Source organism: Streptomyces acidiscabies (assembly GCF_020010905.1).
Classification (GTDB): Bacteria; Actinomycetota; Actinomycetes; order Streptomycetales; family Streptomycetaceae; genus Streptomyces; species Streptomyces acidiscabies.
The window spans coordinates 3,758,096-3,782,011 of record NZ_JAGJBY010000002.1; the positions used below are offsets into that span (position 1 = coordinate 3,758,096).

The following is a 23,916-nucleotide window of genomic DNA, read 5'->3' on the forward strand; positions in this document are numbered from 1 at the left end:
AGGCGGCGGTGCGCAGGGCCGGTGGGGCGGTGTGGATGGGGCAACTGCCGGTGCTCGTGGCCGCCCTCAGGCCCGTGATGCTGCGCATCGCGGGGGAGTTGGCCGACGGGACCGTGCTGTGGGTGGCCGACGAGTATGTCGTCCCCGCGATCACCGAGTCCGCAGAGGCGGCGGGGCGTTCGGCGCCTCGTGTCGTCGCCGGGATCCCTGTCTGCGTCTGCACGCCGCACGAGGTCGACGCCACCCGCATCCTCGGTGAGGCCGAGATCTCCATTCACCTGGCGGGCCACGAACCGACGTACGGCCCCTCCGCCACACCTCGGGGAACACGGCGACTTCAGCTGAACGCCTTCAGCCCGAAGCCGAGTTCGGGCAGGGCCCACGGCTCCAGCGTTCCGGAGACCCACTCCGCGAGGAACTGCACAGCGCCACCTGAGTAATGCCACCATTCGAGGTTCCGTGAGGCGACCGTGACGAGCCAAGGCTCCGCCGTGGTCCACAGAAAGACGTCGCCCGACAGGGAACTGGCCCACGGCAACAGTCCACCGGGTGCCGGATGTGGACGCAACCCGATCGACATCTCGTCTTCCCACCAGTCCCGCACGGTCTCCAACTCGTGATCGACGCCACCGAGCCAGTCCGCCTCGCGGCCCGGTTCGGGAAGCGGGACGTGGAGAAAGTTACCGAGGCCGAAGGACGGGTAGTTTTCCGCCAACAACCGGAAATCGGCCGGGAGCCGGGTACCGAGAGTCCCCTCGATCCGTGCCCAGTCAGGCGGGGTCGCCGAGGTGCGGCGGTGATACGTCAGGCCGGGGACGGCCGCTTCGAGAGCGGCGATCGCCTCGGCCGGGGCGAGGTGCCGGTCGGGGTGCTGCGTGCCGATGAGGTCTTCCATGCGGTCACGATGCCAGGCGGGTACGGGACGATCGTCGGCGTCTCATGAAGGTGAAGGTGACACCCATGAGGGCCAGTTGAGCATCCACACCTGCACCCTTCCGTTCTGGGCCGCCGTCGTCAGTGCGCTGCCGTCCATGCTGAAGTCGACCGTCTGGGTTTTTTCCGAGGTGCTGCTCAGCGGCATGAGGGTCTTCGCCGGGGTGGAACTCGTGTAGTCGAGCAGGCTGACCGTGCCGGTTTCGGAGACGAGGGCCAGGCGTTCGCCGGATGGGCCGAACTTCGCCGTGGCCATGCCGGGGAAGGTGCGTTCGCGTGCGTGGTCGGAGATTCGCCAGAGTTGTGCGGTGCTGCTGCTGTCCATGAGCGCGAGTAGTTCGCCGTCGCCGCTGAAGCCGAGGGGACGGCCTTCGGCGAGTGCGGCGATGCGTTTTCCGGTCGTGATGTCCCACAGGCTCGCCTTGTGGTCGGCGGCGAACTCGCTGCTGGTGGCGAGCGTCTTGCCGTCCGGGCTGAGGGCGATCACGTAGCCGGTGGCGAGCGTGGCGGTGACCTTGCCGGTCGTCACGTTCCAGAGCTTCACCGTGCCGGGGTCACCCGCCGCGCCTGCCGCGAGCGTCTTGCCGTCCGGCGTGAACACCATGCTCTGGACGCCGTTGTCGAAGCCGGTGAGGGTGGTGACGAGCTTGCCCGTGGTGGTGTTCCACAGGCGGATCGGGTTGCCGTAGTCCTGGTTGGCGGCGAGACCGGCGGCCGTCGCGAGGAGGTCGCCGCGGGGACTGAACGCCATCGTGACGCTCGACGGAGCGCCGGTGGCGATGTCGGTCCTGCTGTTCGCGGTCAGGTTCCACAGGCGGACCGTGCTCTTCGCGGCGTTGTCCGTCTGCACCGTGGCCAGGAGTCCACCGGCCGGGCTGAACAGGGGGTACGCCTGATCGGGGAACGTGTTGACGGTCCCGGCGTCCGCCGCACGCAGCAGCTGTACGCCTTTGCTGCCGGTCGCCGCGATGAGTTTGCCGTCCGGGCTGAACACGGCGGAGGTACCCGCGCCGGCCACAGCTGCGCGGAGGACGGGGCCGGCTACGGCTCCGCCTGTCGAGGCGGACGAGTCCGAGTCGCCGCCCTTGTCCTGGAGGAGCGTCAGGGTCACCGGGACGGACACGCCGATCACCAGCACCACGACGGCGGCGAGGATCTTGGCGCGGGTGGAGAGGGCGGGTCTGCGGGGGCGCGAGGGGGATGCGGTGGCTCGGGAGCGGGCGGGCGAGGGATCGGCGGGCCGGGGAGGGGCGGAGGGGAGTGGCGGGATCAGGACAGGTGCATTGCTCGCGGGTGCGGGTGCGGGTGCGGGTGCGGGTGCGGGTGCGGGTGCGGGTGCGACGGGTGTGGGTGCGTTTGTCGGTGTCGGTGCCGGTGCGGATTCGGGTGCCGATGCACGTGCGGCAGCGGACCCCAAAGCCTCAGTGCCCGTCCCCGCCACGATCTCCGACCTGGTCTCCGGCTCCGCCCCCGGCTCCGTCCCGGTCCCGGCCATCGTCTCGACCCCCGGCTCCGTCCCGGTCCCGGTCACCGTCTCGACCCCCGGCTCCGTCCCGGTCCCGGCCATCGTCTCGACCCCCGGCTCCGTCCCGGTCCCGGCCATCGTCTCGACCCCCGGCCCCGTCCCGGTCCCGGTCACCGTCTCGACCCCCGGCTCCGTCCCGGTCCCGGTCACCGTCTCGACCCCCGGCCCCGTCCCGGTCTCGGCCACCGACTCCGTCTCAGTCTCGGTCCCCGTCCCGGCCACCGACCCGGTCCCCGGCTCCGTCCCGGCCACCGACCCCGTCCCCGGCTCCGTCCCGACCCCCAGCTCCCTTTCCACAAGCCCGCCAACTACCCCCGCAACCGCTCCCGATCCCACCTCCGGAGCCACCGGCAGCACAGGAGCCACCGGAACCACAGCAACCTCCGGCACCACCGGCCGAGGCACCAGCGACGTCAGTCGGATCGTCGCCGCCGCAGACACCTGCTTGCTGTCGTCCTCCTCCAACCGCCGCACCTCCTCCAACACCGCCGCCCGCACCTGCACATTCCCGATCCGATGCAGATGCATCAGCCCCTCCAAAGCCCCCAGCCGATCACCCACCATCGGACTCGCGAGAGCGTTCCGCAGGTGCAGCGGCAGGCGCCAGTTGATGTTGTGCGCGATGACGATCCGGCCCTCGACATCGTCCTGCTTCTTGGGCCGCTGCTGAGGCATCGCCTCCACGACCCGGTCATGGACGTACCCGTACAGCTCGTCGAGCGTGATGTCGCCGTCCCCGTCGAGATCCGCGCTCCCGTCGCGCAGGCCCTCCACGAGGTACCGGGTGAACACCGACTGCGCGGCCTGCCCCTGCGCGCGCTCGCCGTCGAAGGAGTACTGCGTGGAGTCCGAGGCGGTGAGGACCGTACGGCCGCGCCCCTGGAACCGCTCCAGCGCGTGCACCTCGGTGTCACCCTTCGTGCGCGCCGGGAACGCGCCGCTGTAGCAGCAGTCGAGGATCAGCACCATCCGCCGGGACGCGCACCCCTCCATGGCCTGGTCGATCTGCTCGGCGGACAGCGCGGTGAACAGGAGGCTGTCGTGGCGGGTGTCGGTGGTCGCGAGGTAGAGCCGGCCGTGGTCGTCCTTGAGACCGTGGCCGGTGAAGTACAGCAGGGTGAGGTCGTCGCGGCGCCGGTCGCGGTACAACTCGCTGATCGCCGAACCGACGCGGTGGTAGGGCTCGTTGACGAGGGTGGTGACCTCGAACCCGGCGATGTCCGGGTCCCGCAGCACCGCCGCCAGCGCCTCCGTGTCGTGCGCGGGCGAGGTCAACTGCCGCAGCGTGGCGTCCTGATGGTCGTACGTCGCGACGAGCAGCGCGAGCCGGCGCCCCACGGCCCGCTCACCGGCCTTCGCCGGAGTGGCGGCGCACGAACGCCTCGACCAGCGCCCGCCGTTCGGCGTCCGTCGCGGCCTCCAGCTCGATCGTGTCACCGTCGACGGTGACCGACACCCGGTGCCGTGCGGAGGAGCGGCCGAGCCAGTCCCGTACGGCGCCGATGAGCGAGGTGAACACGCCGCCGGACGCGCTGAGCGCCACCACGATCGCGCCGAGCGTCACCGTGTCCGGCCCCTTCGCCCCCTCGGGAGCAGCGGGGCCGGGTACGAACCGGGCCGACTCGACGTCCAGCGCGGCGAGTTCGGCCCGCAGCCGGCGCAACAGCCGTTCGGCGGCCTCCGGGTCGAGTTCGGGGTCGGGTGTGACGTCCAGCCGTACGTCCCGCACCCGCTCCGGAGCCGAAGCGTTCTCCCACATGCCGTCCCCCGTTCCACCGTCTCCAGTGTGGCCGTCCACAGGGCTTTGCGGGAGTCTCCGGGGAAAATCGGGCGGGGAGCTTCCCCGGGGTGCTAGAGGTAGTCCTCCAGCCGGGCCACCGTGAAGCCCTGCTCCTCGATGTGCCGCAGCATGTTCACCGTCATCTGCGTGATCGTCCGGCCCTTCAGCTCGGACGGCCCCCGGAAGTGCGCCAGGATGATGTCGCCGGGGCGCAGCTTCTTGCCGGGTAGCTGGTACTGCATGTTCTTGATCTGCATGGACTCGCGCCACAGGACGATCGCCTGGAGCCCGCAGGACGCTGCGGCGCTGCGGGTGGCCTCGTTCCAGTTGCCGTAGGGCGGGCGGAAGAGGCGCGGCGCGGTGCCGTAATGGTCCGTCAACTTCTGCTGCTGGCCGCAGATTTCCTGCTTCTGGGCGGAGGCGCCCAGCGTGGGGAGGTTGGGGTGGGACAGGGTGTGGTTCTCGACGGTGTTGCCGAGGGACTGGAGCTTCGTGAAGTAGCCGTAGTCCGAGCGGATCGCCGCGTCCGTGAGGAACATGGTGATCGGAAGCTTCAACTCCCGCATCATCGTGATGAATTGGGGGTCCTGCTCGGTCCCGTCGTCGAAGGTGAGGAAGACGATCTTCTCCTTCGTGGGTATCTCGCTGATCACCGGTATCTCACCGCCGGACTTCAGCGTGACCGGCTTCACGGCGGGCGGCTCAGGCGCCTCGGCGAGCGGCTTCAGCCCCCACTTGCGGTACGCGGCCTCGACGGCGGCCCGGGGATTCGCGGAGGGCGCGGCGCTCGACGCGGACGGCGACGCCGACGGCCGGGACACCGCCGAGGACTCGGTCGTACACCCTGTCGCCAGACCCGCGACGAGAAGGGCGCAGACCGCCACCGCTCCCTTGATCCGCCAGTGCATCGCGCTGCTCCCTGAAACCGTGTGATCCGTACGCCGTCCCCGTTCACCTGTTGGGATGTCGAACAGGCGTCCACGGTTCCGTGATCACACGATCGCACAACCCGCTGACTAGGGCATTCCCCCGCCCATCGCGTCGGACAGCACCGCAGGCCCTCACCGACCGCACCTACGAGGTGTACGCGACCTGGACCCTCCAGGACTTCGGCGGCAAGCTCCCCTCGGCGCCCTACGCGCGAGGGGACCGAAACGAGAGGGGATGGCCCGTAAGAGGCCACCCCCTCACCCTCACCTCACCCGATCCGCCGCACCCCCGCCGCCGTAGGCGCAGCCGGCCCCGTCACCCCCTTGTCCGCAGACCACGCAGGCGCCTCCGCCCCCACCGGCGTCATCGTCATCGGCCGGGCGGCGGAGCAACGCTGCTTCTCCGCCACCGACATGGGCCCCGTCCGCTGAAGAAGACGATCCGGTACGGCTCGTGACGGGCCGTCAACCACCGCGTGCACGCGATAGTCGTCCTTCTTGCTGACGAACCACCCCTCCACCCGCTCCCGGGTCGGCTGCAACTCCACCCAACTCACCTCCCCGGGCTGGATCCGCTCCACCACCGTCCGCTGATCGCTGCTGAACCACTGCCACGGCCGCTTCCACGCCTTCTCGTAGGCGAGCGCGAACTGAGTAGCCATCGGGCGGGACTTGACGCGTTTCTCGTCCTCCGTACGGTCGCCGGACGTGGGCAGCCGAGCCACCTCCTCCAGCGACTGCCCGGCATCCGTGTACGTCTGCGCGATGCTGTCGTGACTGCGCTCGGCGAAGCTCAACACCCGGCTGTGCTCAAGGGTGTTGCGCGTGCAGTTGACGAACGCCTCGCCGATGACCCGGGACTGCCCGTAGTACCGGAACGACGTCCGCGCGTCGGGCCGGAACTCGCACGCGTTCTCCCCGTTGCACGCGGCGAGCGCGTTGTGCAGCCACTTCTCCTTGTCGTTCCCCTTGAACGCCTCGGACGTGCCGAGCGACGTCCGGTCGACGGTCTGGTCCACGGCGGGCGGCACCTCAACCGCCCTGATCCGCGCGACCATCGGCGAACACGTGATGTGCGTCTTGGAGTTGGCCACCTTCGAGGTGAACGTCAGCAGCGGCTCGTTCTCGGACGCCGTGAAGCTGTACGTCCGCTGAGCCCAACGCCCGCTTCCCGGCGTGCCCTTGACCCGCCCGGGATCCCCGGCGGTGGTGACCGCCTGCACCGCGCCGCCGCTCGCCTCCACGGTGTACGGCTGCCCGTCAGCGACCTCGGCGGGGAGGCACTCCTTCGACACGGCGGGACTGTCCTCGTACGACACCGTGACCCGAGCCCCGGCGCGTACCCCGCGCAGCCGCTGCTGGAGTGTGTTGCCGTCCTTCTGAAGGCCGACCGCGTTGGAGCCGTCGGACCGGCCGGACGCCGTGGCGGAGTAACGCTGGTTCGCGCCGGTCCAGTTGTCGATGCCGACGGTGGTGGGACCGTCGCCTTTCATCGCGGGCTCGACGAAGTCGCCGTTGAGCACAGGGACGGGCTGCTCCCCAGGCGCCGCGAACAGAGGCGTGGCGAACACCGGCGCGGCGAACACCGGCGCGGCCAGCGCGAGGGAGACGGCGAAGGGAACGACCAGCAAAGGCCCGCGCATGAAGTGACTCCGCATCAGTTTCCGTCCCCGGGTGCCGTGTTACCGGTGGGCCGGGTCCCCTGGCACACGTTCGGCGGCGCCGCATACGTCTGCGCCACGAACGAACTCGTGTTGACCATCGACGGACTGTCCACGGAGATCCCGAGGATCTTGCTCCCGATGTCCGTGAGCAGGTTCCCGGTCACCCGCCGCATCGCCGCGCTCGCCCCGAACACCAGGATGTCGTGCGGCTTCACGGTCGTCTTGTACGTCGTCTGCTCGGTGTTCTCCACCGTCCACGACTTGGAGTACGTCGCCTTGAACTCGGCCTCGAACGCGAGCCGCGCGGTCAGCGACCCGCCGACGGTCGCGCCCCCGGACACGGTGGTCTTGGTGCCGGTCTCGCTGGTCGGCCCCTTGTCGAGGTCGGGCGTCTTGTGGCTGCTGGAGATCTCCTGGGCCAGGTTGGTGGTGACCGAGCCGGTCGCGTTGACGGTCCCCTCGGCGGTGACCTTCCCGGAGATCTCGCCGCCGATGTTGTCGGTGCTGCTCGCGCGCAGCGTCACCGCACGCTCGATGTTCATGTCGCTCTGCGTGCAGTTGACGACCGAGTTCCCCAACGACCGCACGGCCGTCGCGAACTCCCGGTCCAGCGCACGGTTGATACGGAACGAACACGCGGACTTCTTGGTCTCGCAGTACTTGAGGACGTCCTTGACCTTCGCGGGCTTCCCGTCGGCCCCCACCGCACGCGCGGCCGGCGGCGGACCGGGATCGTCCCCGGGCAGCGGCGCGGCGGAGGCGGGCGCGGCGAGCGCGAGGGAGGTCAGCAGAGCGGGGACGAGCAGGGCGGTACGGCGCACAGCACTCTCCTAGACGGTGGGGTTCAGGAACCGAGCAGCGAGCACAACTGGTCGGCGGGGAACGGCGTTTCACCGGCACCGCCGGGGAGTGTCGCGGTGAAGCCGGAGCAGACGCCGGTCGAGGTCGACGACGCGTTGTCACCGGGTTCCGTCTTGAACCCCTTGATCGTCGAGGTCATCTCCTCGACCCCCTTCTTCTCGGAGGTCCCCGCCCCGGCGAGCTTCGTCATGCACTCGGACGACCCCGGCGCGCACTCCTTGAGCTGCTTGTCCACCGCGTCGATCTGGCCCTGCGCCTTCGCCGCGTCCGCCTCGGTCTTCTTCTGCTGCTCCTCGATCTTCTGCGCCGACGCCTCGTCGTCGTTGCACTGCTCGTCGTCGGGAGCGCACTCCGAGGCGGCGACGGCGACAGCGTGCGCGGGCGACGCGTACGCGGCGGAACAGACGGCCAGCGCGAGGGCGCAGGCGCACAGGAAACGGCGTGCGGGCATGACGGCTCCCGGGGAGAGAAGAGGGGGATTCGAACAAGCGGGTCAGACGCTAATCGGACAAGCGCACGGAAAACCCCCCGAGGTGCGCGCGTCGATCATGGTTCACCACATCGGCCCAAGGGCCCTGACCGGCCGGTTTCCCACCCCGCCCGGAATCCGCCACGCCGGGCAACTCGAACGGACGTCCGTCATTCAGGTGTTTCGAACATCTCGGCTCGCGGCGGTGATCGTTCACGGCCAGGCTGCTGAAGGGATCACCCCCTGGTCCGCACTCCCAACCCCCGAAGGAGAGCACAGCCATGTCCCCCCTGAGAACGCTCGCCGTCCTCACCGCGACCGCCGCCGCCCTGGCGCTCGCCCCCGCCGCCGGAGCCAACGAGGGCAACCCCACCGTCCTCAGCTGGGGCGCTGGCCGCACAGGCCAGCTCGGCAACGGCACCCTCTCCGACAGCCTCTCCCCGGCCTCCGTGACCAGCCTCTTCCGGGGCGACGTCGACCAGATGTCGGCCGGCGGCACCTCCTCCGCCGACTCCTTCACGCTCGCCCGCACCGACAAGACCGTCAAGGCGTGGGGCCACAACTCCGCCGGCCAGCTCGGCAACGGCGGCAACACGAACCAGGCCGTCCCGACGACCGTCCCCCGCCTCACGAACGTCAAGGACATCGCCGCAGGCGGCAAGCACGCCCTCGCCCTCGACACGTCCGGCCAGGTCTACTCCTGGGGCGACAACTCCTACGGCCAGCTCGGCAACAACCGCACCGGGGACAGCCGTACCGTCCCCGACCGCGTCCAGGGCATGCCCAAGGCCAAGCAGATCTCCGCCGGCTGCGACTTCAGCCTCGCGCTCCTGGAGAACGGCAAGGTGTACGCGTGGGGGCGCGGCATCCACGGCCAGCTCGGCACCGGCAACCGCGCCACCAGCTCCGTACCCCGCCAGGTCACCGGCCTGGAGGACATCGTCAAGATCGACGCCGGCTGCTACCACGCGCTCGCGATCACCGCCGACAACACGGTCAAGTCCTGGGGCTACAACCTGTACGGCCAGCTCGGGAACTCCGCCACGAAGTCCTCGACCGTCCCCGTCGACGTCGACTGGCTGACGGACGTCTCCGACATCGAGGCGGGCGCCTGGCACAACTACGCGATGACCAGCGACAGTCACGTGTACGGCTGGGGCAACAACCAGTACGGCCAGCTCCTCGAAGGCGACCAGGCCGACGGCGACAACATCTCCCGCACCAACCGCACGGCGCCGGTGGAGATCCCGCGCCTGGAGGGCGTCCAGCACCTCGCCGCGGGCGCCCGGCACGGGGTCGCGGTGACCGCCGACGACGTCTTCACCTGGGGCAACAACAGCGAGGGCCAGCTCGGCAACGGGACGACCGTCTCCCGGTTCGACTCCGTGAAGATCCTCCAGGAGGGCTCGGCGATCAAGAACGTGACGGCGTCGCTCGGGGGGAACACGACGTATGCGTACTGAGGCTCTCGCGCTGGCGGCGGTGCTGCTGGCGGGGGCCGCCGGGCCGTCGTACGCGGAGCCGAGTGATCCGTGGGTACGGGGGTGGGGGGCCAACGGTATCGGTCAGCTCGGCACCGGCTCCACGCTCGACCAGCAGACCCCGGCCGTGGTCACGGGGCTGCGCCGCGCGGACGTACGGGAGCTGAGCGCGGGCGGCGGGGACGGCGACAACTCGTTCGCGGTCGCCCTGCTCGACGACGGCACGGTCCGCACCTGGGGCGCCAACCTCAGGGGCCAGCTCGGCGACGGTACGACGACCTCGCGGCCGTATCCGGTGACCGTGGCCGGCATCGACAAGGCGTCCGAGGTCGCCGCCGGGTTCAGCTTCGCCTTCGCCGTACGCGGCGGCCGGGTGCTCGCCTGGGGCATCAACTCCTTCGGCCAGCTCGGCAACGGCTCCACCGGCGGCCAGAACTCCCTGCCCGCTCCCGTACAGAGCCTGAACCGGGTCAAGGACATCGCGGCCGGATGCAACCACGTCGTGGCCCTGCGGGACGACGGGACGGTGTGGGCCTGGGGCCGCAACCACGCGGGCCAGCTCGGCGACGGTGCCACGACGGACCGGAACACCCCGCACCGGGTGCCGGACCTGACCGGCGTCGCCGCGATCTCCGTCGGCTGCCATCACAACCTCGCCCTCATGGCCGACGGCAAGGTCAAGGCGTGGGGCAGCAATGCCTTCGGCCAGCTCGGCGACGGTTCCACCACCAACAGGACCACTCCCGTGGACGTCGGGTTCCCGAAGCCGGTGACCGCTCTGTACACGGGGGCCCACCACAGCTTCGCGGTCCTGGAGGACGGCGGCGTCCGCGCCTGGGGCTGGAACACCAGCGGTCAGCTCGGCGACGGCACGACCGGCAACCGGACCAGCCCGGTACCGCTTCCCGCCCTCACCGGCGTGACCTCCATGGCCGGCGGAAACAAGCACACCCTCGCCGCCCTCGACGACGGCTCGGTCCTCGCCTGGGGCGCGGGCGACAAGGGCCAGCTCGGCGACGGCACCGCCACCACGTCCGGCACGCCGGTCACCGCCCTGCCCCCGGACAGCGGCGTGACCCACGTCGCCGCCACCAACATCTCGGACAGCAGCTACGCCTACTGAACCGAAAGGCAAGCCCATGAGACCCCTCCTCCTCGCGGCCCTCGCCGCCACCACCCTCACCCTCGCCACCCCCGTCCCCCTCGCCCATGCAGCCGGCCCCGCCGACCCCTGGGCCCGCGCCTGGGGCGACAACGCCCAGGGCCAGCTCGGCAACGGCAGCGTCCTCGCCCAGCAGACCCCCGCCGCCGTGACCGGCGTCGCCCGCGACGACGTCCGCGAGGTCTCCGCCGGAGGCGGCGCGAACAAGGACGCCTTCACCGTCGCGCTCCTGAACGACGGCACCGTCAAGAGCTGGGGCGCCAACGACAAGGGCCAGCTGGGCAACGGCACGATCACCGCGCAGTCGTTCCCGGGCACGGTCGCCGGTCTGTACGGCGTGAGCGACCTCTCGGCGGGTGCCGACCACGTCCTCGCCGTCAAGTCCGGCCGCGTCCTCGCCTGGGGCAGCAACGCGAAGAAGCAGCTCGGCACCGGCCAGGACACCACCAACCCCTACAAGACCCCGATGACCGTCCAGAGCCTCGACAAGGTCAAGGACGTCGGCGCGGGCTGCGAGTTCAGCGTGGCCCTGCGCCAGGACGGCACGGTGTGGACCTGGGGCGCGGGGGCGAACGGCCGCCTCGGCACCGGCGGTACGGCCAACCGCGAGACCCCGCAGCAGGTCCCCGACCTCACCGACGTCGACGCGGTCTCCGTCGGCTGCGACCACGTCCTCGCGCTCACCGCCGACGGCGTCGTCAAGGCGTGGGGGAAGGGGACAGAGGGCCAGCTCGGCGACGACCTGAAGACCGACAGCCCCAAGCCGGTCGACGTCGCCTACCTGGACTCCGTCGCCAAGATCTTCGCCACCCACTCCTCGTCGTTCGCGGTCCTCGACGACGGCAGCGTCCAGGCATGGGGCAAGAACGACACCAAACAACTCGCCGACGGAACCACCGCCAACCGCACCAGCGCGGTCCCCATCGACATCCTCACCGGGGTCCAGGAGATCGCGGGCGGCCCCGACTTCACGCTCGCCGCGCTCGACGACGGCTCGGTGATCGGCTGGGGCGCGAACACCGCCGCACAGCTCGGGGACGGTACGGTCGTCAGCCCGCCGGGTACGACGCGGACGCTCCCGCCGGGCAGCGGCGTCACCCACGTCACCGCGACGAAGGCCGGCAAGTCCGGGTTCGCGTACTGACACGCCGAGGCGGGGCCGGACAGACTCCGACCCCGCCTCACGAAAAGCCTTACCCCGTACGGGAGTTCACGCCTTGCGCGCGACCGCCCCGTACGCGTCCACGTACACCCGCTGCGTGTCCGCGCCCGGCCGCCACTCGGTGACCTGCACGACCCCGGGCTCCAGCAGATCGAGGCCGTCGAAGAACCCGCCGATCTCCTCCACGCTGCGCACGTAGTACGGCACCGCGCCGCTCTTGTTGTACGCGTCGGACGCCGCGATCATGCCCTCGCTCGTCGCCGTCGAGTCGCTGATGACGAGGTGGCTCCCGGACGGCAGCCCGGCGACCAGGTCGCGGACCAGTTGACGCGCCTGCTCGTACTCGCCGACGTGCCCGAGCGTGTTGAGGATCATCAGCGCGACCGGCTGCGAGAGGTCCAGCGTCCCGGACGCCTTCTCCAGGATCGCCGCCGGGTCGTACATGTCCGCGTCGAGGTAGGCGGTCTCGCCCTCCTTCGTGCTGGTCAGCAGCGCGTTGGCGTGGGCGAGGACGATCGGGTCGTTGTCGACGTACACGATCTTCGTCTCGGGGGCGACGCGCTGCGCGACCTCGTGCGTGTTGTCGGCGGTCGGCAGGCCCGTGCCGATGTCCAGGAACTGCCGGATCCCGACCTCACCGGCGAGGTGCGTGACCGCGCGCCCGAGGAAGTGGCGGCTCGTCACCGCGACGTCGACCAGCCCGGGGAAGATCTCCTTGATCTGGTCCCCGATCTGCCGGTCGACCTCGTAGTTGTCCTTGCCCCCGACGAAGTAGTTCCAGAACCGCGCCGAGTGAGGCGTGGACGTGTCGATCCGCGAGCGGGCCTCCTGGGCCTTGCCCGCGGGGGATTGGGTGTCCTGGGTGTCCGACACGGCAAAGCCTCCTGCGACTGATGAACAACGCTGATCAGAACGCCACCCTAGGCGAACACCCTTTGACCGAAAGCCACTTGGGCCCACCGGATGCTACGGACCGTAAGGTTTTGGCCATGAGGTGAGGCCGGGGTCCAACTGGCGTACAGGCAGGGCATGTTCGCAATCCGGAGACACCTCGACCGGCATACAGGCAGGCCAAAACCCGATACGGGCGACCCGAGTTCGCGACCGCATCCGACGTGGCACGCCCCGCCGCCGCCGTACGGCCGCCGGCACCGGCGAGCGACCCCGGCCCGAACTCGCCGCTACGCGCGGGTAGTTAAAGAGTCCCTCGCCGCCCAAGTCCCGACACCGACACCGCGAGCACCGCCAGCAGCACCAGCGCCCCCGCAGGCCCGAGCACCGTCCACGGTGCCAGCTCCAGATACGGCTGGTTCTCCGACATCAGGCGCCCCCACTCCGGCGTCGGCGGCTGCTCCCCGAGCCCCAGGAACCCCAGCGACGCGAGGACGAGCACGGCCGTCGGCAGCCGCAGCAGCGCGTTGCGGATCACGGCGGGCAGGACCGCCGGGATGTGGTGGCGGTACAGCAGATACGCGGGGCCTGCACCCAGCGAGCGGGACGCCAGCGTGTGCCCGGCGGCCCGTTCCTGGGCCAGCAGCGCCGCCGTCTGGGCCGCGTACGGCGCCCAGCCCACCAGACACACGGCCAGCGCCGCGCCCCACACCGACGGCCCGGTCACCGCCGTCGTCAGCAGCCCGGCGAGCACGGCCGGCAGCGTCGACACGACCTCCGTCAGCCCCGCCCCCACCCGCCCCGCGACCCCCAGCAGCAGCCCCACGAGCACGCTCACCCCCGTCACGGCGAACGCCACGGAAGCCGTCCGCAGCGCCCCGTGCCCCAGCCGCGCCAGCATGTCCCGCCCCAACGAGTCCGTGCCCAGCGGATGTTGGGCGGACGGCGACAACAGCCGCGCCCCCGTGTCCACCTGCGCCGGATCCCGCAGCAACCCGGCGACGACCAGCGAGACCAGCACGACGCCACAGACCACCGCGAGCCACCCCCGCGCCCGCACCCTCACCACCGGCACGGCGGGCAACGCCCCGTCCCGCAACGCGGGCCCGAGCAGCACCCGGCAGACACCCCGGATCGCCAGCCCCGCCCCCACACCCAGCAGCACCAGCACCAGCGTCACCGTCTGAAGCGGCGGCAGGTCCTGAGCCAGCGCCGTGTCCAGCGCGAGCCGCCCGAGCCCGGGAATGTTGAAGATCTTCTCGACGGCGACCGACCCGCCCACCAACCCCACTACGGTCGGCAGGAGTTGAGGCAGCACCCCGGGCAACGCCCGCCGCAGCGCGTTGCGCGCCACATACCCGCGCGACAGCCCGAACGCGCGAGCCGTACGCACCCACGGCTCCCGGAACACCCCCGGCAACGCCTGCTGCAACAACCCCCCGATCATCGCCCCCGACGGCACCCCCAGCGCCAGCGCGGGCAGCACCATCGACCGCGGCCCCTCCCAGCCGCCGGCCGGCAGCCACCCCAGCCACACCCCGCACACCGTCGCGAGCAGCGAGGCCAGCAGGAACTTCGGCAGCGCGGCGAGCACGGCCGCGAACACCCCGCCCCCGGCCCGCCTCAGCCGCCCGCGCGACCCCAGCCACAGGGTCCGCGCGCACACCAGCCCGACCACGGCGACGGTCACGACGAGCGCGCCCAGCATCATCGTCACCGACACCGCGAACGCGTCCGAGACCTGCGGCCACACCGCCTCCCCGGACACCCACGAGGTCCCCGCGTCCCCGCCGAGCCACCGCACGAGGTGCGCCAACGGGCCGTCGTCGAGGCCGAGTTGCTCCCGTACGGCCGCCAACTGGCCCGGCGTCGGGTCCTGGTCGCCGGAGCGGGCGCGAAGTACCGTCAGCGCGGGGTCGGTTCCGGAGAGCCAGGGCAGCGAGGTGACGGCGGCGAGGAGAGCGGCGCCGGCCAGGACCCGGCCGGCGACCGTGCGGGAATCGGTCACTTCAGGTGCGTACCGATGGTGATCAGCGTCCGTTCACGCGGGTCGAGGGCGACGCCCTCGACGTCCGCCGAGATCCCCTGCACGACCTTCTCGTGCACGAGCGGCACCACGGCGTCCGTGCGCAGGACCTCCGCCTCGGCCTGCATGATCTTCTTGTGCCGGGCGGCCGGATTCCCCTCGGCGGCGGCGGACTTGATCGCCGCGTCGACCCTCGCGTCCTTCAGCCCGGCGATGTTGTACACCCCGTCGCTGGTGAAGTCGCTCGCGAGGTACGCGACCGCGTCCCCCGTGTCGAGCAGCGTCACCCGCGAGAACACGAGCGCGTCGTACTTCCCGGCGAGAAGGTCGGCCTCCATCTGCGTGTACTCGCGCACGTCCTGCTTCACCGTGAACCCGGCCTTCTCCAGCTGCTGTTGGAGCACGGTCGCGGCCTCGGGCAACTCGGTACGGTTGGTGTACGTGGCGAGCCGCACGGTCGTCCCCTTGGGGACCTGCACCGCAGCCGCCCGCCCGGTCACCGGGACCCGGTCGGCGGCGGCCCAGGACACGGCGGGCCCGAACAGCCCCTGTCCGGCGTCCGCGTACCCGCCGAACACCGACTTGACGAGCGCGGAACCGTCCACGGCGTCACGCGCGGTGGCCCGCAGTCCAGCGTCCGCGAACGTGCCGGAGCGGGTGTTGAGGACGAGGCTGTCGGTCCGCACCGACGGCACCTCGTGCCGGGCGCCCGCGTCGAGGAGCCCCGCCTGCGAGGTCGGTATCCACTCCGCGACGTCGACGTCCTTGCCGCGCAGGGCGTTCGCGCGGGCCGTGCCGTCCGCGATCCAGGTGACGTCGACGCCGGGCGCCTTCGCCTTGCCGCCCCAGTAGCTGTCGTACCGGTCGAGCGTGGCGCTCGTCTTGCCGGTCAACTTGGTGATCTCGAAGGGGCCCGTGCCGGTGCCGACCGGGGTGACGGCGCCGTTCGCGCCGTACGCCTTCGCGGAGAGGATGCCGAGCGCGGGGCTCGCCAGGCGCAGGGGGAGGACCGGGTCGGGGGTCTTCGTCGTGAGGGTGACCGTGTCGGGGTCGTCTGCCTTCGCGGTGAGGGTGACGTCGCTCAGGACACGCGGCTTGGTCGCGGCGGAGTTGGCGTGGTCGAGGGCGTTCACGACCGAGGCGGCGGTCACCGAAGTGCCGTCCTGGAAGGTCGCCTTGCGCAGGTCGAACGTCCACGTCGTGGGCGCCGTCTGCTTCCAGGACGTGGCCAGCGCGGGCGCCGCCGCGCCGTTCTTGTCCAGCGCGGTCAGGCCCTCGGTCACCGAGAGCTTGCTCAGGACGGTCGCGTCGTTGCTGTACGGCGACAGCGCCTGCGCCGGCGGCACCGCGAGGGCGACCCGCAGCCGTCCGCCGTCGGAGCCCTGCGCGGAACCGGACCCGCCCGAGGAGAAACAGCCGGCCAGCAGCGGGGTGAGAGCGAACGCCGCGAGCAGACCGCGGGAGGTGGTGCGCATGGATGTCCTGTCGACGGGGAACGAACGCGCCCCCGGCGTACGGACATATGCCTGTACGACGACCGAGGACATGTACACCTTATAAGGCAAGCCTTACCAATCTCCACCATGGGGCCACGTACGCGGAACACCCGGCCGTCCCCCGGGCGGAACTCGGTCGTTGACCAGGGCGAGTCGACCCTCCGCAGGAAGGAACCCGCCGTGGACGAGACCGTCACCGTCGAGAACCCGCAGGCATGGCTGCCGAGAGCGGAGTGGGTGAAGACCCAGCCGCAGACCCTGCTGGCGTCCTGCGTCCTCCTCCTGGACGGCGCGGGCCGCGTCCTGCTCCTGCGCTACGCCCCCGGGCAGCCCGCCGCCGGGAACTGGTGGCTCCCCGGTGGCATGCTCGACCACGGCGAGGACCCCTGGACGGCGGCCCGCCGCGAACTGAGCGAGGAGGCGGGCCTGGAGATCCCCGACGCCCCCCGCCTGATCGGCATCGACCACCGCGCGGACGTCGAGAAGTGCGGCCCCGTCCTCGACTGCTACTTCTACGGCGGCACGCTCCCCGCAGGCGCCCCCGTCGCCCTCAGTGAGGAGCACGACCGGTACGCCTTCCACGGCTTGGAAGACCTCGACGGCCTGCTCTCCCCGCCCCAACTGCGCACCCTGCGCGCGCTGTACGAGGCGGCGGCGAGCGGCGCGACGCTCTGCCTGCGGGAGGGGGCCCCGCTCTAGACGGCCGTCGCCGGGAACGTCGGGTACTCGACGCCCGACACGTGCTGCACGACCCGGACCACCTGGCAGGAGTACCCGAACTCGTTGTCGTACCAGAGGTAGAGGATCGCGTTGTCGCCCTCCACCTTCAGCGCGCCCGCGTCGACGATCGAGGCGTGCCGGGAGCCGATGAAGTCGCTGGAGACGGCGTCGGGTGCGGTCGTGAAGTCGATCTGCCGCCGCAGCGGGGAGGTCAGCGACACCTCACGCAGGTAGTCGTGGACCTCCTCGCGGGTGGTCTCGCGCGCGAGTTGGAGGTTGAGGATCGCGATGGAGACGTCCGGGACGGGCACCCGGATCGAGCTGCCGGTGATCCTCGCCTTCAGGTCCGGGAGCGCCTTCGTGACGGCGGAGGCGGCGCCCGTCTCCGTGATCACCATGTTGAGCGGCGCGGAGCGGCCCCGGCGCTCGGACTTGTGGAAGTTGTCCAGCAGGTTCTGGTCGTTGGTGAACGAGTGCACCGTCTCGACGTGCCCGCGCTCGACGCCGAACGCGTCGTCCATCGCCTTCAGCGGCGGCACGATCGCGTTCGTCGTGCAGGACGCGCAGGACAGGATCCGCTCGTCCGGCTTGATCGTGTGGTGGTTCACGCCGTGCACGATGTTCGGTACGTCGCCCTTGCCGGGCGCGGTCAGCAGCACCTTGTCGATGCCGGGCCGCAGATGCTCGCTCAGCCCCGCGCGGTCGCGCCACTTGCCGGTGTTGTCGATGAGGATCGCGTTGGAGATGCCGTACGCGGTGTAGTCGATCTCGGAGGGGTCGTCCGCGTAGACGACCTTGATCTCGTTGCCGTTGGCGGTGATCGTGCCGGCCGCCTCGTCGACGGTGATCGTGCCGTGGAACTGGCCGTGGATCGAGTCCCGGCGCAGCAGCGAGGCCCGCTTGACGAGGTCGCCGGGACCGCCGCCTCGTACGACGATGGCGCGCAGGCGCAGGCCGTTGCCGGAGCCGGACTTCTCGATCAGCAGGCGCGCCACGAGCCGTCCGATGCGGCCGAAGCCGTACAGGACGACGTCCCGTCCCGAGCCCCGCTCGATCTTGTTCGCGCCGGTCGCCCCGGCCACCGCCTCGGCCGTGAACTCCTCGACGCTCAGGCCGCGTTCGTCGGCGCGGTGGCTCTCTGCGAGCAGCCCGAGGTCGATCTGCGAGGGGCCGAGGTCGAGCGCGGTGAGCGCCTGGAGGAAGGGCATCGTCTCGGTGACCGACAGCTCCTCGCCCGCGATCTGGCGGGCGAACCGGTGGGTCTTCAGGATGCTGACGACCGACTTGTTCACCAGGGAGCGGCTGTGCACGAGGACGGTCACGTCCCGTTCACGGTGCAGCTTCCCGATGACCGGGATCATCGACTCCGCGGTCTCCTCGCGGTTCATCCAGTTGGTGAACGAGTCCTCGTTGAGGGTCACAACGCTCTCTTTCGAGCTAGGCGGCGCTCATGTGCACGAGCGGACGGCGCTCAAATGGTAACCCAGCGTTCATATGAGCGGTCTAGTGGGCCTCGATGTGATCCCGTACCCGTACCTTCACGGGCCCCGGAATGCCGAGCGCGCACACCGCCCCCGCGAACACCACCACGACCCCCACCCACACGGCCGGCCTCAGCCCGTCCACGAACCCCTGCGCACTCCCGCTGTCCCCGTACGCCACGAACACCGTGCTGAGTACGGCGATCCCGAGCGCACCCCCGATCTCGCGGACCGTGCTGTTCGCGCCCGAAGCCTTCCCCGCGTGCTCCTTGGCCACCGAGCCGAGCACCACGGCCGCCGTCGGCGCGAACACGAACCCCATCCCGATCCCGGCGACGACCATCGGCCCCACGAGCGCCGCGTACGCCGTGTCGGTCCCGGCGACGAGGTCGATCCAGCCGAGCCCGACGCCCTGGAGGAACAGCCCGAGCGCCATCAGCCGTCCGCCGCCGACCCGGTCCGTGAGGATCCCGGCGACCGGCGCGACGAACATCGGCATCAGCGTCCACGGCAGGGTCCGCACCCCCGCTTCGAGCGGTGTGCGCGGCGGCGCGATCTGGAGGTACTGGGAGAGCAGGAAGAGGGAGCCGAACACCCCGAAGTACATCGCCGCCGAGACGACGTTGGTCAGCGTGAACGCCCGTATCCGGTAGAACGACAGCGGCAGCATCGGCTGCGGTGCGCGCGCCTCCCAGGCGACGAACGCCACGAGCAGGACGACACCCGCCGTGAACGCGCCCAGCACCGTCCCCGAGGTCCAGCCGTCGGTCTCGCCGTGCACGATCCCCCACACCACCGCGCACAGGCCGGTCGCCGCGAGCACCATCCCGCCCAGGTCGAGGCGGGTGCCCGGCAGCCGGCTCTCCTTCAGGGCGACGTACACGAGCGGGATCGCGATCACGCACACCGGCACGTTGACCCAGAAGATCCACCGCCAGTCCAGCCCCTCGACGACCGCCCCGCCGACCACGGGACCCATCGCCACGGCCAGCCCGCTCACCCCGGACCACACGCCGAGCGCGAGCCCCCGCAGTCGGTCCGGGACCGCCTGCGACAACAGGGTCAGCGACAGGGGCATCACCGCCGCCGCGCCGAACCCCTGTACCGCCCGGAACGCGATCAACTGCCCACTGGTGTCGGCGAGTCCGCACCCCGTCGAGGCGAGCGTGAACAGCGCGATCCCGGCGACGAAGACCCGCCGCCGCCCGAAGCGGTCACCGAGCGCGGCGCCGGTCATCAGGAGGCAGGCGAAGCCCAGGACGTACGCGTTGACGAACCACTGGAGTTCCTGGGTGCTCGCCCGGAGGTCGACGGCCAGGGTGCGCAGGGTCGTGGAGACGACCAGGTTGTCGAGGGCGACCATGAACATGGGGACGCTCGCGGCGAGGATCGCCAGCCACAGGGGGGTGCGGCGCGGCTCGGTGTGGGTCACTTCGCCGCCTCCTCGGCCAGGCGGTTCTTCGCGTCGGTCCAGTCGATCGCGGGCGCGCCGGTCCAGTAGGTGAAGGTGGCGGACCGCATCGTCGACCGCAGGCCGGTCATCACCGACCTGTGCGGTTCGGCGCGGGCGTACGCGTACAGCGCTTCCTTGCTCTCCCAGGCCGACAGGGTCCAGAACGTGCGCTTCAGGGGCTCGGCGACCAGCGAGGCGCCGTACGCGCCCGGCGCGCCCTTGATCTGCTTCCAGACCGCGGGGGTCTTCAGCAGGAAGCGCAGGGCGTCGGCGAGGGTGCGGACCTCGAAGCGGGAGGCCATGAGGTGGGCGTCGGTGTGGGGCGGGGTCGGGGTGGTCCAGCGGAGCGTGGGCATGGCTGCGCCCTCTCAGTATTAGATACCTTCACTATCTATGTTAGACAGTAGAGGTATCCAATCGAGAGTCGCAAGCCTGTAAGGCCACAAGGCAGAGCGGAGCACCACCGATGCGCATGTCCGAACTGAGCCGCAGCAGTGGCGTCTCCGTCACGACGATCAAGTACTACCTGCGCGAGGGCCTGCTCCCGCCGGGCCGTCAGACCTCCGCCACCCAGGCCGAGTACGACGAACAGCACCTGCGGCGGCTGCGGTTGATCCGTGCGCTGACCGGTGTGCGCGGGCTGCCGGTCAGCACCGCCCGCCAAGTCCTCGACGCCGTCGCCGAGTACGGCGGAGACCCGCACATCCTGCTAGGCCTCGTCATCGGCGCGATCAGTGTCACCGACGAACCGGCCGGGTCGCCCGCGCCGGAAGGGGCCGCCGAAGTCGACGCCCTCATCGCCGAGTTGGGCTGGAACGTGCACGCCGGAGCCCCCGCGCGCACCGCCCTCGCCGAGACGATCGCCTCACTGCGCTCGCTCGGCGCTCCTGTCGACCGCCACACCCTCCTGCCGTACGCCCGCCTCGCGGAGCGCACCGCGGAACTCGACCTCGATCAACTCGACGGCATCGGCGACCCGTTGGAGAGTGCCGAGCGCGCCCTCCTGCTGACCGTCCTCCTGGAGCCGGCGCTCCTCTCGCTCAGGCGCCTGGCGCAGCAGAACGAGTCGGCGCGCAGACACGGGCACAACTGACCGCAGGCCAGCTCCCCTCTCGGAGAGGGGAGCTGACCTGTCGTCGGAGAAATGGGTTCACGGCGTCCGGAACGCCAGCACCACGTTGTGCCCGCCGAAGCCGAACGAGTTGTTCAGCGCCGCGATCCGCCCGTCCGGCAGCGCGCGAGGCTCGTCGCGCACGATGTCGGCCTCCACCTCCGGGTCCAGGTTCTCGATGTTGATCGTCGGCGGGGCGAGCCGGTGGTGCACCGCCAGCACCGCCGCGACCGTCTCCACGCCGCCCGCGCCGCCGAGCAGATGCCCGGTCATCGACTTGGTCGCGGAGACCGCGAAGTGGTCGGTGGCGTCGCCGAACACCTTCCGCAGCGCCTTGATCTCGGCCACGTCACCCTTCGGGGTGGACGTCGCGTGCGCGTTGACGTGCACGATCTGCGCGGGTGTGAGGTCGGTCGTGTCGAGCAGCGTGCACAGCGCCGCCGCGATGCCCCGGCCCGAGGGCTCGGGCTGGGTGATGTGGTGGCTGTCCGAGGACATCGCCTGGCCCACCGCCTCCGCGTACACCCGCGCGCCGCGCCGCTCGGCGTGCTCGGCCGACTCCAGGACGACGACCCCGCAGCCCTCCGCGATCACGAACCCGTCGCGGTCCGTGTCGTAGGGGCGCGAGGCCCGCTCGGGCGCGTCGTTGCGCTTGGACATCGCCATCATGTTGCCGAACGCGGCCATGTTCAGGGCGCAGATCGCGGCCTCGGTGCCGCCCGCCACCACCACGTCGGCCCGGCCGGTGCGGATCATCTCGATCGCGTAGGCGATGGACTCGGCACCGGAGGCGCAGGCGCTCGACGCGGCGTGCACCCCGGCACGGGCGTTGAGCTCCAGGCCGACGTTGGCGGCCTGCGTGTTGGACAGCATCATCGGGATGGTGTGCGGGGAGACCTTGCGGAAGCCCTGCTCCTTGAGGATGTCGTACTGGTGGAGCATGGAGGTCACGCCGCCGACGCTGGCCGAGAGCGCGACGCCGACCCGGTCGGGGTCGGCCTCGCCGCCGTCACCGGCGGGGCCGGTGAAACCGGCGTCCGCCCACGCCTCGCGGGCCGCGATCAGCGCGAACTGCGCGGAGCGGTCCAGCTTGCGCAGCTCGGTGCGGGGCAGCACCTTCTCCGGTTCGACGGCGATCTCGGCGCCGATGCGCACGACGACGTCTTCGGTCCAGGGGTGGTCCAGGAGGCGGATGGCGGAGCGGCCTTCGATCAGCCCCTGCCAGGTGTCGGAGGCGGTGCCGCCCAGCGGCGTGGTGGCTCCGAGCCCGGTGACGACCACACGGCGATCTGACGAGTTCATTGCGAATCACTCCACAGCGGGGAAGGGACGTACGGACGGGTCCGTCAGCGGCTGGCGAGGATGTACTCGATGGTGTCGCCCACCGTCCTGAGGTCGGTGGCCGCCTCGTCGGGGATGGCGACCCCGAAACGCTCCTCGGCGGCGACGACGACCTCGACCAGGGAGAGCGAGTCGACGTCGAGGTCGTCGCGGAACGACTTCTCGCCGAGGACGTCGGCGAGCGGGACTCCGGAGATCTCGCTGACGATGTCGGCGAGTCCGGCGTGGATCTCGTCTCGGGTGGCGATCACGTGGTGCTCCTGTTCTGGGGGACGTGCTCGTGGGGAGGAGAGCGGAGAGCAGGGGAGTGGTGTGCGGGTGATGCCGGACGGGGTCCGTTCCGGCAGGCCGGTGCGAGGCGGTTTCCGTTCAGGGCCTGTCGGGTGACACGTGCGCTCAGGCGCAGCTGGGGCGCGTGATCCTGCGTCCGCGTCCGCCCCGGGAGGCGGTGGCGGGGGCCGGCTCGCTCTTGCGGGAGCGCAGGGCGAGGGCCTGGGTGATGCGGCGGGACGTTTCGAGGGTCAGGGTGATGTGCCGGGGGGTGAGGACGGCCGAGGACTCCGTGACGAGCCCGAGGGCGCCGATGCCCACGCCGTTCTCGTCGAGGACGGGCACCGAGATGCCGGCGACGTCCTCGGTCAACTCCCCGCCGCAGACGGCGTATCCGCGCTTCTGGTTCTCGTCGAGCAGGCCCCGCAGGGCGTCCGGGTCGGTGACCGTGCCGTCCGTGTACGCGGGGAGTCCGGCGGCGAAGGTGTCCTCCCGCACGGTGGCCGGGGCCTGGGCGAGGAGCACCAGACCGCAGGCCGTCGCGTGCAGCGGGAAGCGGTTTCCCGTCGACCAGGTCTTGTGACGCGCGCCGCCCGTACCCGAGACCGACTCCAGCCAGACGCCCTCGCGGCGGTCCCGGACGGAAATCATCACCACAGAATGAGTTTTCGCGTGCAGATCAAGCATAGGCGATATCGCGGCCCCGCGTAAAGCCGCATGCCTCGGTGCGAGCGAGGCGACCTCCCATAACCGGAGGCCGATGCTGTACCTGTTCGCGCCGATCCGCTCCAGGGCTCCCCAGTCGAGCAGCTTGGAGACTATGCGGTAGGTAGTGGCGACGGGTATTCCGGTACGCCTGCTTATTTCACTGGCTGAAAGACTCACGTTCCCTGAGTCGAATGCGCCGAGGACGTCGAAGGTGCGCTCGATGACCGAGCGTCCTTCGGGGGTGGGGGGTGACTCCATTGGACATTTCCCTTCCGCGGAAACACCTTGATAATTGCACTTTCAAGGAGCTTAGGGAAGAGGTTGTGAAGGTTGTTCTTCGCGTGTTCACATTTCGCGTGTCCGTAGGCGCGTGAATCCAATACGACAGGTAATCGCCGTACGGCGGTGAATTGACGCAAGAACGCTTTCGGCGTCGCGATCATGAACAAGAGG

22 protein-coding genes are annotated in these 23,916 nt (G+C 70.7%); 6 read left to right on the forward strand and 16 right to left on the reverse strand.

All coding sequences use genetic code 11. The features are described 5' to 3' along the window. Positions 1 to 8 precede the first annotated feature (8 nt). Positions 9 to 440 carry an LLM class flavin-dependent oxidoreductase gene (locus tag J8M50_RS42930; RefSeq protein ID WP_223786426.1) on the forward strand — a complete coding sequence of 144 codons (432 nt, stop codon included), beginning with the start codon at positions 9 to 11 and terminating at the stop codon, positions 438 to 440. Here J8M50_RS42930 and J8M50_RS42935 read toward each other — a convergent pair. From J8M50_RS42935 to J8M50_RS42970, 7 genes are all read right to left on the reverse strand, one after another. Beyond that, positions 338 to 895 carry an SMI1/KNR4 family protein gene (locus tag J8M50_RS42935; protein WP_010352902.1) on the reverse strand — a complete coding sequence of 186 codons (558 nt, stop codon included), beginning with the start codon at positions 893 to 895 and terminating at the stop codon, positions 338 to 340. The two genes, J8M50_RS42930 and J8M50_RS42935, sit on opposite strands and share 103 nt — an antisense overlap. A gap of 42 nt (positions 896 to 937) precedes the next feature. After that, a complete protein-coding gene (locus J8M50_RS49510) occupies positions 938 to 3,796 on the reverse strand; it encodes a caspase, EACC1-associated type (protein WP_010352901.1) in 2,859 nt (952 codons plus the stop codon). A gap of 7 nt (positions 3,797 to 3,803) precedes the next feature. Next, complete coding sequence (locus J8M50_RS42950) at positions 3,804 to 4,217, reverse strand: effector-associated constant component EACC1 (protein ID WP_010352900.1); 414 nt, start codon at positions 4,215 to 4,217, stop codon at positions 3,804 to 3,806. A gap of 92 nt (positions 4,218 to 4,309) precedes the next feature. Continuing rightward, positions 4,310 to 5,146, reverse strand: a complete 837-nt coding sequence (locus tag J8M50_RS42955; protein ID WP_010352899.1) for a polysaccharide deacetylase family protein — start codon at positions 5,144 to 5,146, stop codon at positions 4,310 to 4,312. A gap of 290 nt (positions 5,147 to 5,436) precedes the next feature. Next, positions 5,437 to 6,810 carry a carbohydrate binding domain-containing protein gene (locus J8M50_RS42960; protein ID WP_223786427.1) on the reverse strand — a complete coding sequence of 458 codons (1,374 nt, stop codon included), beginning with the start codon at positions 6,808 to 6,810 and terminating at the stop codon, positions 5,437 to 5,439. Between the two features lie 14 nt (positions 6,811 to 6,824). Beyond that, positions 6,825 to 7,652, reverse strand: a complete 828-nt coding sequence (locus tag J8M50_RS42965; protein WP_010352897.1) for a hypothetical protein — start codon at positions 7,650 to 7,652, stop codon at positions 6,825 to 6,827. Between the two features lie 23 nt (positions 7,653 to 7,675). Further along, positions 7,676 to 8,143: a hypothetical protein gene (locus J8M50_RS42970; protein WP_010352896.1), complete on the reverse strand. Its 468-nt coding sequence runs from the start codon at positions 8,141 to 8,143 to the stop codon at positions 7,676 to 7,678. 299 nt (positions 8,144 to 8,442) lie between these two features. Here J8M50_RS42970 and J8M50_RS42975 point away from each other — a divergent pair, with 299 nt between their 5' ends. Genes J8M50_RS42975 through J8M50_RS42985 form a run of 3 tightly spaced genes read left to right on the forward strand, consistent with a single transcriptional unit; the run spans position 8,443 to position 11,948 of the window. Continuing rightward, positions 8,443 to 9,624 carry an RCC1-like domain-containing protein gene (locus J8M50_RS42975; RefSeq protein WP_010352895.1) on the forward strand — a complete coding sequence of 394 codons (1,182 nt, stop codon included), beginning with the start codon at positions 8,443 to 8,445 and terminating at the stop codon, positions 9,622 to 9,624. After that, complete coding sequence (locus J8M50_RS42980) at positions 9,614 to 10,765, forward strand: RCC1 domain-containing protein (protein WP_029183734.1); 1,152 nt, start codon at positions 9,614 to 9,616, stop codon at positions 10,763 to 10,765. Before J8M50_RS42975 ends, J8M50_RS42980 begins: the two co-directional genes overlap by 11 nt. Before the next feature lie 16 nt (positions 10,766 to 10,781). Then, on the forward strand, positions 10,782 to 11,948 hold the full coding sequence (locus J8M50_RS42985; RefSeq protein WP_029183733.1) for an RCC1 domain-containing protein: 1,167 nt from the start codon (positions 10,782 to 10,784) through the stop codon (positions 11,946 to 11,948). A 66-nt stretch (positions 11,949 to 12,014) separates the two neighbouring features. On the opposite strand, the gene J8M50_RS42990 is transcribed toward J8M50_RS42985, so the two are convergent. The 3 genes from J8M50_RS42990 to J8M50_RS43000 all read right to left on the reverse strand — a co-directional run bounded on the left by J8M50_RS42990 (position 12,015) and on the right by J8M50_RS43000 (position 16,358). Then, positions 12,015 to 12,839: an SAM-dependent methyltransferase gene (locus J8M50_RS42990; protein WP_010352894.1), complete on the reverse strand. Its 825-nt coding sequence runs from the start codon at positions 12,837 to 12,839 to the stop codon at positions 12,015 to 12,017. Between the two features lie 322 nt (positions 12,840 to 13,161). After that, on the reverse strand, positions 13,162 to 14,865 hold the full coding sequence (locus J8M50_RS42995) for an ABC transporter permease subunit (protein ID WP_010352893.1): 1,704 nt from the start codon (positions 14,863 to 14,865) through the stop codon (positions 13,162 to 13,164). Beyond that, positions 14,862 to 16,358, reverse strand: a complete 1,497-nt coding sequence (locus tag J8M50_RS43000; protein WP_010352891.1) for an ABC transporter substrate-binding protein — start codon at positions 16,356 to 16,358, stop codon at positions 14,862 to 14,864. Before J8M50_RS43000 ends, J8M50_RS42995 begins: the two co-directional genes overlap by 4 nt. Positions 16,359 to 16,559: 201 nt before the next feature. On the opposite strand from J8M50_RS43000, the gene J8M50_RS43005 reads away from it, so the two are divergent. Next, positions 16,560 to 17,078, forward strand: coding sequence for an NUDIX hydrolase (locus J8M50_RS43005; RefSeq protein ID WP_040836069.1), 519 nt, complete (start codon positions 16,560 to 16,562; stop codon positions 17,076 to 17,078). Here the strand turns inward: J8M50_RS43005 and J8M50_RS43010 are convergent. The 3 genes from J8M50_RS43010 to J8M50_RS43020 all read right to left on the reverse strand — a co-directional run bounded on the left by J8M50_RS43010 (position 17,075) and on the right by J8M50_RS43020 (position 20,389). Continuing rightward, entirely contained in the window at positions 17,075 to 18,520 is a 1,446-nt protein-coding gene (locus tag J8M50_RS43010; RefSeq protein WP_010352889.1) for a glyceraldehyde-3-phosphate dehydrogenase, read from the reverse strand. The genes J8M50_RS43005 and J8M50_RS43010 overlap by 4 nt on opposite strands. A gap of 82 nt (positions 18,521 to 18,602) precedes the next feature. Beyond that, positions 18,603 to 20,012 carry an MFS transporter gene (locus tag J8M50_RS43015; protein WP_010352888.1) on the reverse strand — a complete coding sequence of 470 codons (1,410 nt, stop codon included), beginning with the start codon at positions 20,010 to 20,012 and terminating at the stop codon, positions 18,603 to 18,605. Beyond that, positions 20,009 to 20,389, reverse strand: coding sequence for a hypothetical protein (locus J8M50_RS43020; protein WP_010352887.1), 381 nt, complete (start codon positions 20,387 to 20,389; stop codon positions 20,009 to 20,011). Before J8M50_RS43020 ends, J8M50_RS43015 begins: the two co-directional genes overlap by 4 nt. Positions 20,390 to 20,499: 110 nt before the next feature. Here J8M50_RS43020 and J8M50_RS43025 point away from each other — a divergent pair, with 110 nt between their 5' ends. Further along, positions 20,500 to 21,126 carry a MerR family transcriptional regulator gene (locus J8M50_RS43025; RefSeq protein ID WP_010352886.1) on the forward strand — a complete coding sequence of 209 codons (627 nt, stop codon included), beginning with the start codon at positions 20,500 to 20,502 and terminating at the stop codon, positions 21,124 to 21,126. A 57-nt stretch (positions 21,127 to 21,183) separates the two neighbouring features. On the opposite strand, the gene J8M50_RS43030 is transcribed toward J8M50_RS43025, so the two are convergent. The 3 genes from J8M50_RS43030 to J8M50_RS50485 form a co-directional block, all read right to left on the reverse strand. Continuing rightward, positions 21,184 to 22,446, reverse strand: a complete 1,263-nt coding sequence (locus J8M50_RS43030; RefSeq protein ID WP_010352885.1) for a beta-ketoacyl-[acyl-carrier-protein] synthase family protein — start codon at positions 22,444 to 22,446, stop codon at positions 21,184 to 21,186. A 44-nt stretch (positions 22,447 to 22,490) separates the two neighbouring features. Further along, positions 22,491 to 22,736, reverse strand: coding sequence for an acyl carrier protein (locus J8M50_RS43035; RefSeq protein WP_010352884.1), 246 nt, complete (start codon positions 22,734 to 22,736; stop codon positions 22,491 to 22,493). A gap of 145 nt (positions 22,737 to 22,881) precedes the next feature. Next, a complete protein-coding gene (locus J8M50_RS50485; RefSeq protein ID WP_075660853.1) occupies positions 22,882 to 23,721 on the reverse strand; it encodes an IclR family transcriptional regulator in 840 nt (279 codons plus the stop codon). Positions 23,722 to 23,916 lie beyond the last annotated feature (195 nt).